The organism is Streptomyces sp. NPDC002306 (assembly GCF_053593435.1).
This window is the reverse complement of record NZ_JBSFCK010000081.1, coordinates 1-11,926: the sequence shown is the minus strand read 5'-3', so window position 1 is coordinate 11,926 and position 11,926 is coordinate 1. Positions and strand designations below refer to the sequence as shown.

The window sequence follows — 11,926 nt, the reverse complement described above, 5'->3', positions numbered from 1 at the left end:
CGCGGACCTGATCGCCGACCGCACCCGCACCGTCAACCAGCTCCGCGCCCAACTCACCGACATCTTCCCCAGCCTGGAGCGGGCTCTGGACGTGACCAACACCGGCCCGCTCACACTGCTGACCGGCTACCAGACCCCAGCCTCCCTGCGCCGGACAGGCAAGAAGAAGCTCGAAACCTGGCTGCGCCACCGCAAGGTCCTCCGTTCTGACCGGCTCGCCGAGACCGCTTGGGGAGCTGCCGTGCGCCAGCACACCAGCCTGCCAGGGGAGAAACTGACCGCCCAGCTCGTGCACACCCTGGCAGCGGAGGTGATGGCCCTCAACCAGCAGGTCGCCGAGCTCGACAAGGCGATCGAAGCCCGGTTCCGCGAACATCGGCACTTCGACGTGATCACCAGCATGCCCGGCCTTGGGCGTGATCCTCGGTACCGAGTTCCTGGCCGCGACAGACGGCGACATGAGTTCTCTCGGCTCTCCTGACCGCCTCGCCGGCTTCGGCGGCGTTGCTCCGGTTCCCCGCGACTCCAGGAAGATCAGCGGCAATCTCCGCCTGGCCACGACGCTACAACCGCCGACTCCAGCGAGTCTTCTATATCTCCGCACTCTTCAGCATCCGAAGCCGCGAGGACTCCCGCCGCTTCTACGACCGCAAACCTTCCGAGGACAAGCGTCACATCCAAGCCGTCCTGGCCCTGGCCGGCCCTGGCCAGGCCCTGGCCCGCCGCCGCGTCAACGTCCTCTGGGCACTCCTACACGACGGACGGACCTACGAGGCCGTGCCTCCCGCCACTCTCTCCGCTTGACAGACAGCATTAGGAATCACTCACTGTCAAAGTGATCACAGCGGATTCCGGACAGCAGCTATGCTCTGCAGCACGGGGCCAGGCGTGCCCAGCCTGGCCCCGCGGACAGTCCGTCTTGAGCGTCCTGGACAGCCCGCTCCGCTCTTCTTCCGTGGATCAATTCTTGACCGGAGTTGGTTACCAGGATCCCTGCTGCTACTAGGGGTAGTATCCAGGATGCTGATTGAGGCACTGGAAGCCCTGGACCTGCACGATTTGGTGGTCCTTCATTCCCGGATATTCGGCCGCAGATGCGTAGGCATCCGCATGCCAGCAGCCGGCATAGAAAGCGGGCCCCTCAAACAGCGCACCGTTCGCGGGAATACGGTTGAACTTGTCGGGCCATTGGTGGGCCATGTCGTCAAGATAGGTTTTCAGATGGCTTTTCACTTCATCCATACCCCACCCGTAACTGTAGGTTACGAAGCGGAATTCAGGCGCGATATTACCTCTGGAATCCGGTTGCGGCCAATACCCTGCGGCCTTCTTGTACATTATGTCCACCATGGCCTTATAGAAGGCCGACTCTGTGCGCTCAAACCCCGAATGGGAATTGCCGGGGCCCCAAACATAAGGCGTGGAATCCCAGTTCCTTAGGTCGGTGTGCCAAATGTGCTCGTAGGTTCCGTTCGGTTTCTGCAGCATGACGCCAACGCCGCTGTATCCGGTATTGTTGCACATGTTGGCCGGGGCGGGAGTTGTCCTCGTCCACTCGTAGGGCGCGCTGGCCCAACCGCAGCCCTTCTCCCAGTGCCAGCGATATTCGGTACCCCATCCCACTCCGGGCAAGGGACCCGAATTGCCCTGTACGCGGAATCGCGCGTCACAATACTGTGAGTCAAAGGGGTGCCAGCCAACCGACGAGTAGGCCATGTTGGTCATGACGGCCGAGGTAGTGGAGTTGCTGCACGTCATCTGCGTCAGTACGTTTTGCGCTCCGTCGCTCGTCCCGTATTTCTTCTCACAGCTGGGATAACTACTCCCGATACCGGTCTTTGCGTCTGAGGAAACATTGGCAATCAGGGTGAACGTGCCGAATTCTTTGGTACTGCCGACCCCGACGGTGAAGAAACAGTTATTCTTCGTGTCTAACACATGTGCGTCGACCGATTCGACTCCTGGTACGGCGGCATGGGCGGAAGTATTCGTCAAGGTGACGCCGCCTACTACGAAAAAGAAAGTCGCGAAGAGCGATAAAGCTCCGCGGCTCATTCTTCTAAATCTATTCATTCTCAAATCCCTGGCAAGTTTCATCCACTGCACCGTCGAATAGAATTGGGGAGTCAGCCACCCGGCTTTCCTTGCCGGAAAAACCTCAGCAGGCCCGTGGGTCACACCACCGGAGCACATGAGCATCCCAGCAGCCGCGGCTACGGCAGCCCATTTCGCAATCCGCTATAATCTTTCTGTCGTGAGGCCAGGCCGGGTCTGCACTGACGAAGGCCGTTCCACAGCATTCACGCTCCTTACCGCACGGCACTTGAGTTTCGCCTACTCATCTGCGTAGCCCTCAGCCTCGACCCGTCTGCGGTGATCGGTGCTTGTCGAGGTGGAACTTCGCGGCGCCTCAAGCGGACTGCTGCTGGTCCGCGTTGTGTCCCATGCAAATGCCGCGGTGTACCCGCGGCATCGTGCGCACGGCGCTGGCGTCAAGGCTGCTACCCGAGCCGAACGATGTCCGCGATCGGCGCCGTGCTCTGGGCAGCCCGGATGGCCGTAGTGAAGGCGCCGCTATTGTCTACGGTGGGGTGCCGGGCGTGCCCAGCCCGGCACCCGGGACATTCCAAGCTCGCGGTGGTGGCTTACTGCCGGGTGAGGTGTGCGGGATCGATGTCGACCGGGAACGGGATGTCGATCCGGGTGGTGGTGCCGGCGAGAGCAGTAGTCGTTTTCACGTAGCGGCCGGCCCGAAGTTCGCTGGTGACCAGCCGCGGGGCGGGGTCGAACTCGAGGCGCCAGAAGTGCGGGACCGCAGCTTCGGCGTACAGCGCCAGGACATCGGCGACAGTCCACGCGCCGGTATGGTCGGCGGCAGCAACACTCATTCCCCCACCTCCTTCGAGCAGCTCTACCAGTGTGGCCCCCGGGCCAGGCCCGTGTCTGCCGCCAGATCCGCCCGCCATACTCCGATCGCGGCCGCCGGATGCCCGCATCACGTGCCGTGACCGGTGCCCGACCTATTCTCAGTTCGCTGCTTGCGCTTCGCCTGTCTCAGAAATCCAGGTCGAGGTAGTCGATGTCCGTGAGGGCGACCTCGGAGAGGCCCATGGCGCGGGTGCCGCCGTCCTGGAAGTACACGTCCTTCAGCCCTTCAGCGACGATCCCGCGCATCTCCTGGTCGCTGGCACCTCTGTCGCGGGCGTCGAACAGGCGCTGTGCGTAGGCCGGGGGGAGGTGGACGGTGAGGCGGCGCAGGCGGCCGTCGTCGGTCGTGCCGACGGGCGCGGTGTAGCCGAACCGGGCCCTCGTCTCCACCGTGATCCCGCCGGTCGCGGCGGCCTGCCGGCGGCGGCGTTTGCGGACTTGGGGCTGCCAGCGCCGGCGGACCGCGTTGTCGATGTTGGCGGCGACGTCGGGGCGGGCGTGTTTGCGGGCGCCGCGGCGGTAGCGGTTGACGGAGTCGGCGGTGACACCGATCTCCTGGGCGACCGCCTTCGCGCTGCCCAGCTGTTTGATCAGGTAGCCGATGCGGCCCTTGAGGGTCTTGGGTGGTTCGCGGGTGAACGCCTCGCGGTCGGCGCGCTCGATCGCGTCCTCGATCTCCCCCACCGGCTACTCCCCTTCGTCCAGGACGGCGTCGCCGCCCTTGATGTGCCGGGCCGGATTGAGGCCCTGTTCCATCAGGTCGACCGCCCACAGCATCGACTGCACACCCTCCAGCTTCGCCAGCCCCGGCGTCGCACCGAGCCGGAAGGCGCCCGGCTGCGCCTTGCCCGACGCCGCATACGGCAGGAACGCGAGCGGGCTCTCCCCCGGCGACGGATAGACCACACAGTCGGACAGCACAGCGAGCGGGAACAGGCCGGTCAGCTTCACCATGTTGGAGAGCTTGCGGTGCATATTGACCCGCGCCTTGGAGATAACGGCAGCGCGGATGTCGGGCCGCCACGTCGGCCGCTCAAGAGCCGGCCAGCGCTCGCCCTGCTGGTACGTCTTGCCCTGGGGGCGCTCACGCAGCTTGCCCACGCCGCCCTTCACCGTCGCCTTGATCGCGGACAGCACCGCCGCCATCACCGGATCCACCTGCTTGTGCTGCTCCATCGCCGCCAGAAACTCCGTGTCGTCCAGGTCCTTGGTGACGCCGAGGTCGGCGAGGGTATCGACGTAGGCAGTCTTGAGCCGGTCGTGCCACGGATCCAGATACGCGCCCGTCTCCCGGCGCAGATAGGCCTCCAGCGGCTGCACGTGGTGGCCGAGTTCCTGGGCGTAGGCGACGGTGTGGGTCTGATACCAGGCCGGGCCCGCCGGGCGCTCCCCGGTCGGGGTAAACGGGCTGGGCAGGCGCGGGTCCAGGTCAATGCGGGACAGGTCGACCAGCCAGGAGCCGGGGATCTTCGCGTTGAACTGCGGGGCGCGGAAGTAGTCCGGGGCGGAGAGGCCGACGGTCAGGCGGGAGGCGGCCGCGAGGAACGCCGTGTTGAGGTCCAGTCCCACCGCGTAGGGCAGCAGGCACTCCTCGTCGGTCAGCGAGTCAACCGGCCGCACCCACTGATACGCCTCCTCATTGAGGAAGCCGCCCCTCCAGCCGCTGTCCACGACCACGGGATGCTCCAGGGTCGCCTCCGGCGGCGCCGGGTCCATCGGCTGCGTCCCCAGCGAGCCCGGGTTGTGGCCGGAGATCCAGTTGCCGGTCGCCGTATCCCGCACAGCCTTCGTGGGCGGGCGCAGCGCTGTCATCAGCTCCAGACCCGACACGGCCGTCGAGCCGCGCGGGGTGATGACCCGCATCGCGTACACGCCCAGGACGCGGGCGATGTCGGCCGGCTCCATCTCCGCAACACCGGGCCAGGAACGTTCATCGAGAGCATCCCAGGACAGAACGGCGAGTTGCACGCACTGGCGCTGGCTGCCGTCGGCCTTGCGGTAGATCCGCGCCCACGGGCCGAACCCGCGCTGGGTGAGCTGCCACTTCGCCCGCTTCACCTGCTTCACCACCGGATGATCCTCCGGCAGCCGCAGGGAACGACGCTGCTCGTGACCCTCCAGACGCTCCGGCAGACCCAGCTTCACCGCGGCCTCCGCAGTGAGCACGATCAGCGGATCACTGTCCTTGCCATGACGGTGCAGCCGCGACGCACCCAGACCCGACTCCGTCAGCGTCCACTCCACCAACTCAGGCACCGTGGACGCCGGGCAGTCCAGCACGATGCCGCCAGCGGCGTAGGCGGAGCCGTCACCGTCCAGGACCGCGAGCGGACCGTGCGGGAAGGCCGGATCAGTCTTGGGCTGGGCGGCGGCCTGCTTCGCCACGGGGCGACGTGAAGGCTGCCGGGCCCGGACGGACTCTGGCTCGGACTCAGCGGCCCCAGCAGAAATGGCTGGCGAGGACGAGCCGGAGATCTCAGCGTGGCCGGCGGCCTCCTGGGACGGGGTGCCGTCGGGCTGGCCCACCAAAGGCGGGGACGGAAGGGTGGCCTGTCGGCCGACGCCGGGCACGCCGGCGGGATGGTCCCGCCGTGCTGATGGCGTGGCGGGGTAGCGGTGTGCGAGGCCTTCCAGGAGACGGCGATAAGCCTCCAGACGCTCGCCCTTGGGCTCCGCGCGCCCGGCTTCCCAGGCGGTGATGCTCGGCACCCGTACCCCCAGCGCCTGGGCGACGGCGGCCGGGGTGAGCCCGGCCGCCTCGCGCAGCCGGACCCGCTCGGCCGGCACGGGAAGCACCGTACCCTCGTCGACGGCAGCGAGGAGAGAATCGACCGCGGAGAACAACTGCTGCGGCCGGTTCGGCACCTGCGGTTCTTCCTCGCTCACCGGACGCCCTGGCGGATCTCTTCGAGCCGGGTCATCAGCCGCTGATAGCGCTGCGAGGCGGCCTGGGAAGAGTTCAGACCCTGATGAGCGGCGATCTGCCGCCAGTCCATACCGCGGCGCCGGGCCTCCATGACCACCTGCGTCTCCAGCCGGTCCAACTGCTCACGCATCTCCTCGAACAGGCCCAGAGCAGCGCCCACATCATCCGAGGCCACACCCGGCCCCTGCCCAGGGCCGTTCTGCTCACCGGTAGCCGCAAGCAGCCGTCCCACCAGGGACGCATCCTGCTCCACACGGCGCGCGGCCGTCGCGTCGTCCCCGGAAGCGGGCGCCAGCGCGGACAGACGGTCACGGGCCTGCTGACGAGAATCACGTGGCATGTCACCACCCTACACACCAAGCCAATCAAACAACGAATCATTGTTTTGACACGGCGAGCAGTCGATCGGCGAATTCAGTCCAGAGGAATGGATCGGGAGCGCGGTCCGGCCAGGAATTTCCGTGGGATGCGAGGGCGCGTCCGGTCTGCTGATGGGCGTTCAGCAGGCACGCTGCCTGTGTCCATTCACCGGCTGAGGCGAAGGCCACCGCCAGCGAGAGCGCCACCCCGGAGTCGGATGTGCGGTCGTCATGGGTTGCGCCTGGGGCGACGTGCAGTGCGTGTACCGCCTCGTCGGCAAGATCCGCGGCACGTTCGGGCTCGCAGGCCACCAGGCGCACGCGGACACGGTGGGCGCCCTGAACGTTCTACGGGCCGGGCTGGTCCGTCGCAAAGCCGCTTTCGGATGCCGATCCGCGCCACTGCCCCGGCCGTCATAATGGACGCATGCCCTCCAGCACGCAGCAGCCCGCATCCGGGCCGGACGATCTCTCGGACTCAGACGCCGAAGACCTCGCGCTGTACCGGGAGAAGTTCCGACGTCGTCTGCCCGAGTCGCTCGACGAACTGCACGGCCCGGCCGATGGTGTCGTGGAGTTGCCGCTACACCTGGCCTGGTCAGGGATGACCTCGTACAACCTGGGCAAACCACGCCAGCGCATGGGCCTGTACCGCACCGTCCTGCACGAGGGCCTGCACGACGACCTGCCCCGTTACCTCAACCAGGACCTGCTCATCCAACTGTGGCCGGTGCTGCGCACCCTCGTCGGTCGCACCGTGCGCAGCGTGTGGGAAGACGCCTTCCCCCAGCTCGCTTCCCGCAGCCGGGCAGCCGCGTGACGGACATGCCGGAGCTGCACACACGGCTTCTGGCAGATGTGATCGCCCTCGGCTCCCCCTATCCGCTGGTCCTCACCGGCGGATACGCCGTACGGGCGCACCGTCTCGTAACCCGCCCCAGCCAGGACCTTGATGTCGCCACCGAAAATCCGATACCCATGGCCGATATCGCGGCCACCCTCCATAGCGGCCTGGAGGCGCGGGGCTGGGTGGTGCAGGCGCTGGAGACCGCCCCGCTGTCCGCTCGCTTCACCGTGTCCGACCCAGCCAGCGGACAAGAGTGCGAGGTCGACATCCTCAAGGAGAACTTCTGGCGGCCGATCGTCCAGAGCCCGTACGGGCCCGTCCTGGCGGAGGAGGACGTGATCGGGACCAAGGTCCGCGCCCTCGCCGACCGCGGAGCACCCCGTGACCTGATCGACGTGTTCGCAGCCTCCCGCCGCTGGACCAACGGCGAGCTCGAGGAGTTCGGCCGCCGCCACGCCCGCGGCCGCTTCGAGCGCGAGGATCTGCAGGCGAACCTCACGGGTGCCGAGTGGACCGACGACGAAGCCTTCACCGCCTACGGTCTTGATGACGCCACCGTCACCGCCCTGCGCGCCTGGGCCGTGGAGTGGGCCGACGACCTCGCGGGCCGCCTCCTCGAAGAGGCCGATGATCCACACTTCGACTGATCGTTGACGAGTGGGATCACATCGCGTAGACGATCAGAGCGGAAGCCTGGAAGAGCAGGTAGAAAAACGCTCGGTCACGGATTGCCCCGCGCCCGACGCACCAGGAACGTGCGATTGCCTCGCTCACCGGGTTCAGGAACGCCAGAGACCGGCCGTCCAGGCACCCGAGGTATCCACCCCACAATGATCCTCCGCTGCCGGCCGGTCCACGTCCGGCCGGCAGCGGCAGCGGCAGCGGCAGCGGCAGCGGTTCGGAACCACAACCACTCGGTCAGAGATACGCAGGCTGCCGGCCTGGTTGGAGGCACGGGTCGAGGTAGTGGTCATGGAGGCAATCCGGGAAAAGTACCCCGGCCGTGCCACTGCCGTACGTCTGGCGTGAGACGCGTGCGATGCCAGCCCTGCGGGAGTGGGCGCACGAGACGGCCGCGCGCTCACCAGCCGATGTCGGCGTCTCGCCGCGCGTGGACGTGCCCGAGGAACGACGCCAGCGGTTTCGGATCGTCCTGCACCTGCACACCGCGTCGGCTCCGTGACCTCGGTGAGGTCTCGGGCGATTTCCTCGGCCCGCTCGATGGATGCGCCGGACTCGTATGTCGCCGCCGGATTGGCGGCGACATACGAGTCCGGCGCATCCACATGCTCTTCGGCCGGAGCCAGCGCTGTGCGCGGAAGCCGGCCGCGCTGAGGTGGAGCGCTGTGCGGGCCACGGCGATCCCTTTGATCGCATCGGTGTGCGTGGCTTCTCGTTTCGATCGAGGAGCAGTGAGCAGGCCTGGTCCTGCTGCCCGACCCGGTCACAGGCAACCGCCATCTCGGTCAGCGGTCGGTCCTGCAGCGAAACCGCCTGCACGAAGAGGGTGCGCGTGAGTGCATACTCCTCTCTCCCCTCGGCAGCCGGATGAGCACACCATGTGCATCGTCCGCCTCGGCCTCATGGACAGTGTGCGTATCCCGGACGCCGTTCCGTCCTGGTCCACCCCCTGTCGTCAGGCGCCGGTGCGGACCGTAGGCTGCTGGTCAGGCCGCCTCCTCCATGTGTGCGCGGCGCGCCGAGCGGCGGGCGAGCACCGCCGAGGCCGAGACGAGGACCAGGCCGGCGAACAGCACGGGTATGGCTCCGAAGCCGGGCACCGGCGAGATCCGGGCCGCATGGGCCCAGACGCGTTCCAGGATCTGCCCGGCCGCGAAGAGTGTGATCAGGATTCCCGCGAGGCCGAAGGCAGCCACCGGGACAGGGGTCTGGGGAAGGTGCTGGGAGAGTTTCCTGAGGTTCATGGCGGCAACGCTACGGAGCACCGGCCTCGCAGGATTCGGCCGTGAGGCGGTCTTTCGCACAGTCCAAAGGATGATGCGCCCGGCGCCCCTGCTCCTTTGGTAGCGAAAGCCGGGACGGCCCCCTCACGGAGTTGGTGGGGGCATGGGGCCCGTCTACGGTGGCGAGCGTGATCGACGTACGACGCTCCTGGGCGCAACGGCCGCGGCTCGCGGACGCCGCCGTTGCAGTCGCTGCCGCGGCTGCCTCGGTGCTGGTCGCCAGGGCGCAGCAGGCGGGCCTGCCGCCGGTGTATCCCCAGTTCTCCGGTGGCGCCACGCTGTCCCTGCTGCCGGGTGTCGGGGGCCTGGGTCTTCCCTTCCTGGGTTGTGCCGCCCTGTTCTGGCGCAGGCGTTGGCCTGTCGCCGTGGCACTGGGTGTGATCGTGGTGGCGGTCGTGTCGCCCGCGGTCGTCCCCCTGCTGGTCGCGCTGTTCACGGTGGCCGTCCGCTGTTCCGGCAGGGCCACTGCGAGTGTCGGCGCCGTGGCGCTTGTCCCGGTCCTGCTGCGGCCCGTGCTGAACGCCGTCGTCAGTCCGCTGTCCCTCGCCACGGCCGTATCGGGTGCGGCCCTCGTCGGTAGTGCCGTGGGGTGGGGTCTGTACGTCGGAGGGGTCCGGGAGCGGGAGCTACGGGCGCAGCGGGAGGCCGAGCTGCGCGCCGAGCAGGCCCGGCGGCAGGCGCGCGAGGAGATTGCGCGGGAGATGCACGATGTCCTGGCGCACCGGCTGACGCTGCTGAGCATGCACGCCGGGGCTCTGGAGTTCCATCCGGCGGCGGCACCGGAACAGGTTGCCGAGGCCGCGGGCGTGATCCGGCAGAGCGCGAGCCAGGCCTTGGAGGATCTGCAGGACGTGCTGCGGGTTTTGCGTGCCCCCACGGTCGACCCGCATGCCGAACCGCCTCAGCCCACCCTCGCCGATGCGCCGCGTTTGATCGCGGAAGCCCGAGAGGCTGGTGCCACAGTGGAGGTGGACCAGCAGACGGAGGACGTCGCCACCATGGACCCCACCACGAGCCGCGCCGCCTACCGCATCGTGCAGGAGGCCCTGACCAACCATCGCAAACACGCGCCGCGCAGCCCCGTACGGCTCACCCTGGCCGGCGGCGAGCGGACCGGGCTGACTTTCACCGCGGTCAACCCCGTGCCCCCGGATGCGGCCGCCCGTGCGCCCGGCTCCGGGCAGGGTCTGATCGGCATGAGCGAGCGCGTCCGGCTCACCGGGGGGCGCATGCGCCACAGCCACACCGCTGCCGGCTTCCATCTGGAGGTGTGGCTGCCGTGGACCAGGTGATCCGCCTCCTGATCGTCGACGACGACCCGCTCGTGCGCTCCGGGCTGCGCCTGATGCTGTCGGCCGCCGACGACATCGAGGTGGTCGGCGAGGCCGAGGACGGCGCGGACGCCGTGCCCCTGGTCGGGCTCCACCACCCCGACCTGGTTCTGATGGACATCCGGATGCCCCGCCTGGACGGTCTCGCGGCGACCGCGGCGCTGCGCGCCCTGCCCGGTGCCCCTGAGGTGCTGATCCTGACGACCTTCAGCACCGACGGGTACATCCTGGGCGCTCTGAGAGCCGGAGCGGCGGGCTACATCCTCAAGCACACGCCGCCGGCGCAGATCGTCGCCGCGGTGCGCAACGTGATGGCCGGCGAACCGGTCCTGTCGTCCGCCGCCGTCAGACAGCTGATCACTGCCGTCACGGACGCCGCCCGGAAGCCCATGGACGCCGATGGCGAACGGGCGGAGGCGCGAAGCCTGCTGGACCTGCTCGGCGCGCGCGAGCGGGAGGTGGCCCTCGCCATCGCCGAGGGCAAGACGAACGCAGAGATCGCCGCGGCCTGCTACATGAGCCTGCCCACGGTCAAGTCACACGTCTCGCACATCCTGACCAAGCTCGGCCTGAACAACCGTGTGCAGATCGCCCTCCTGGTCTACCGGGCAGGCCTCCTCTGAGAGACGCGGACAGCGCAAGTGTCGTGACCGTCCAGACGGTCCAGCCCCGTCTGCGGGCCCGGGTCGAGGAGTCCGGGTTCGCCTCGTTCATCGCCCAGCCTGTCTGCCGAGATGGTCGCGGTTGAGGCGTGGCTGAGAGCACCGCTCGCTGAACAGGCAGGCACCGGAGGGAGTTGCTGCTGCCCGAAGCCGAAAGGGACGGGGCCGAGGCGTTCATACAGGCATAAATTGGCCATCTCCACGACCTCACCGACCTCGCGCGAGCAGGGAGGTCCGGCGTCGAGGACGCGTCCGGCCGACCGACGACAGCGTCGGCGTGAGCGGTGGGCGGACTGGCAGCGGGACGCGGCCGCCCTGCACCCTCGGCAGCCGGGAGCTGGCGGCCGGACCGGCCGTCTTCTGGCGGTGAGTCGTGCACGGCCTGGCGGCACGGGCCGGCGTTCAGGTGGAGTCGGGATACTGGTAGCGGGAGGCGCGGTTCATGGGGGCACCTTGGAGTGAGACAGACCTTGCCGGATTAAACCGGCTATACGGGCGGCCGACGGCTTTCGCCGGTCACGCTGCTGCACTGCCTTCCCAAAAGCCTCATCCGGCACTGAGCCCTTTCAGCGTGGCCACTGATCGGGTGACGTCGGTCAGGTGGGGGTGGGTGCCGCAACGGGCAGGGCTCCCGTGCCGTTGAGGGAGGTGTTCGAAGTCTCAACCCATCAGCACAGGAGCCCTGTTGGTTCCGTATCCTGCCGCACTCGACCTGCCTCACGGTCTGGTCGAGTGGGTCACGATGCTCATCGTCACCCGTGAGGGTGACCGGCGGTGCAAACTCCCGCCGCACCGACGCGCGCTCGTCGCACTCGTGTATCTGCGCCACCACGACACCCTCGCCCGCATCGCCGCGGCCTTCGGGATATCTGTCGGCACCGCCCACGCCTACGTCACCACCGTGACCGG

General features: G+C 68.0%; 13 protein-coding genes and 1 pseudogene. 7 read left to right on the top strand and 7 right to left on the bottom strand.

Annotation, left to right across the window (positions count from 1 at the left end; genetic code table 11):
• A pseudogene (locus ACWCQK_RS40820) lies at window positions 1-804 on the top strand (transposase); the annotation flags it as partial.
• 198 nt (window positions 805-1,002) lie between these two features.
• On the opposite strand, the gene ACWCQK_RS40815 reads toward ACWCQK_RS40820, so the two are convergent.
• From ACWCQK_RS40815 to ACWCQK_RS40790, 6 genes are all read right to left on the bottom strand, one after another.
• Complete coding sequence (locus ACWCQK_RS40815; protein WP_451164162.1) at window positions 1,003-2,055, bottom strand: hypothetical protein; 1,053 nt, start codon at window positions 2,053-2,055, stop codon at window positions 1,003-1,005.
• Between the two features lie 590 nt (window positions 2,056-2,645).
• Entirely contained in the window at window positions 2,646-2,888 is a 243-nt protein-coding gene (locus tag ACWCQK_RS40810) for a hypothetical protein (RefSeq protein ID WP_451164160.1), read from the bottom strand.
• 166 nt (window positions 2,889-3,054) lie between these two features.
• Entirely contained in the window at window positions 3,055-3,612 is a 558-nt protein-coding gene (gene tpg, locus ACWCQK_RS40805; RefSeq protein WP_451164158.1) for a telomere-protecting terminal protein Tpg, read from the bottom strand.
• A 3-nt stretch (window positions 3,613-3,615) separates the two neighbouring features.
• On the bottom strand, window positions 3,616-5,814 hold the full coding sequence (tap, locus tag ACWCQK_RS40800; protein WP_451164156.1) for a telomere-associated protein Tap: 2,199 nt from the start codon (window positions 5,812-5,814) through the stop codon (window positions 3,616-3,618).
• The gene (locus ACWCQK_RS40795; protein ID WP_451164154.1) at window positions 5,811-6,194 is read right to left on the bottom strand and encodes a hypothetical protein; all 384 of its coding nucleotides are present in this window, start codon (window positions 6,192-6,194) and stop codon (window positions 5,811-5,813) included. Before ACWCQK_RS40795 ends, tap begins: the two co-directional genes overlap by 4 nt.
• Window positions 6,195-6,231: 37 nt before the next feature.
• Window positions 6,232-6,534, bottom strand: a complete 303-nt coding sequence (locus ACWCQK_RS40790) for a hypothetical protein (protein WP_451164152.1) — start codon at window positions 6,532-6,534, stop codon at window positions 6,232-6,234.
• A gap of 106 nt (window positions 6,535-6,640) precedes the next feature.
• On the opposite strand from ACWCQK_RS40790, the gene ACWCQK_RS40785 reads away from it, so the two are divergent.
• The 3 genes from ACWCQK_RS40785 (at window position 6,641) to ACWCQK_RS40775 (ending at window position 8,243) form a co-directional block, all read left to right on the top strand.
• Window positions 6,641-7,033, top strand: a complete 393-nt coding sequence (locus ACWCQK_RS40785; RefSeq protein ID WP_451164150.1) for a hypothetical protein — start codon at window positions 6,641-6,643, stop codon at window positions 7,031-7,033.
• Between the two features lie 5 nt (window positions 7,034-7,038).
• Window positions 7,039-7,707 carry a nucleotidyl transferase AbiEii/AbiGii toxin family protein gene (locus ACWCQK_RS40780; RefSeq protein WP_451164148.1) on the top strand — a complete coding sequence of 223 codons (669 nt, stop codon included), beginning with the start codon at window positions 7,039-7,041 and terminating at the stop codon, window positions 7,705-7,707.
• Window positions 7,708-8,099: 392 nt separating this feature from the next.
• Window positions 8,100-8,243, top strand: a complete 144-nt coding sequence (locus ACWCQK_RS40775; protein WP_451164146.1) for a hypothetical protein — start codon at window positions 8,100-8,102, stop codon at window positions 8,241-8,243.
• Between the two features lie 484 nt (window positions 8,244-8,727).
• Here ACWCQK_RS40775 and ACWCQK_RS40770 read toward each other — a convergent pair whose 3' ends face one another.
• Window positions 8,728-8,985, bottom strand: a complete 258-nt coding sequence (locus ACWCQK_RS40770; protein ID WP_451164144.1) for a hypothetical protein — start codon at window positions 8,983-8,985, stop codon at window positions 8,728-8,730.
• A gap of 167 nt (window positions 8,986-9,152) precedes the next feature.
• Here ACWCQK_RS40770 and ACWCQK_RS40765 point away from each other — a divergent pair, with 167 nt between their 5' ends.
• The 3 genes from ACWCQK_RS40765 to ACWCQK_RS40755 all read left to right on the top strand — a co-directional run.
• Window positions 9,153-10,316 carry a sensor histidine kinase gene (locus tag ACWCQK_RS40765; protein WP_451164142.1) on the top strand — a complete coding sequence of 388 codons (1,164 nt, stop codon included), beginning with the start codon at window positions 9,153-9,155 and terminating at the stop codon, window positions 10,314-10,316.
• The gene (locus tag ACWCQK_RS40760; RefSeq protein ID WP_451164140.1) at window positions 10,304-10,978 is read left to right on the top strand and encodes a response regulator transcription factor; all 675 of its coding nucleotides are present in this window, start codon (window positions 10,304-10,306) and stop codon (window positions 10,976-10,978) included. The genes ACWCQK_RS40765 and ACWCQK_RS40760 overlap by 13 nt, the downstream gene beginning before the upstream one ends.
• A gap of 724 nt (window positions 10,979-11,702) precedes the next feature.
• The coding region (locus ACWCQK_RS40755; RefSeq protein WP_451164138.1) for a helix-turn-helix domain-containing protein at window positions 11,703-11,926 on the top strand (224 nt) is incomplete at its 3' end.

Coding starts and splice junctions, on each gene's coding strand:
- ACWCQK_RS40780 (WP_451164148.1), top strand. CDS start 7,039: ATGCCGGAGCTGCACACACGGCTTCTGGCAGATGTGATCGCCCTCGGC.
- ACWCQK_RS40785 (WP_451164150.1), top strand. CDS start 6,641: ATGCCCTCCAGCACGCAGCAGCCCGCATCCGGGCCGGACGATCTCTCG.
- ACWCQK_RS40815 (WP_451164162.1), bottom strand. CDS start 2,055: ATGAGCCGCGGAGCTTTATCGCTCTTCGCGACTTTCTTTTTCGTAGTA.
- ACWCQK_RS40770 (WP_451164144.1), bottom strand. CDS start 8,985: ATGAACCTCAGGAAACTCTCCCAGCACCTTCCCCAGACCCCTGTCCCG.
- ACWCQK_RS40775 (WP_451164146.1), top strand. CDS start 8,100: ATGCCAGCCCTGCGGGAGTGGGCGCACGAGACGGCCGCGCGCTCACCA.
- ACWCQK_RS40810 (WP_451164160.1), bottom strand. CDS start 2,888: ATGAGTGTTGCTGCCGCCGACCATACCGGCGCGTGGACTGTCGCCGAT.
- ACWCQK_RS40795 (WP_451164154.1), bottom strand. CDS start 6,194: ATGCCACGTGATTCTCGTCAGCAGGCCCGTGACCGTCTGTCCGCGCTG.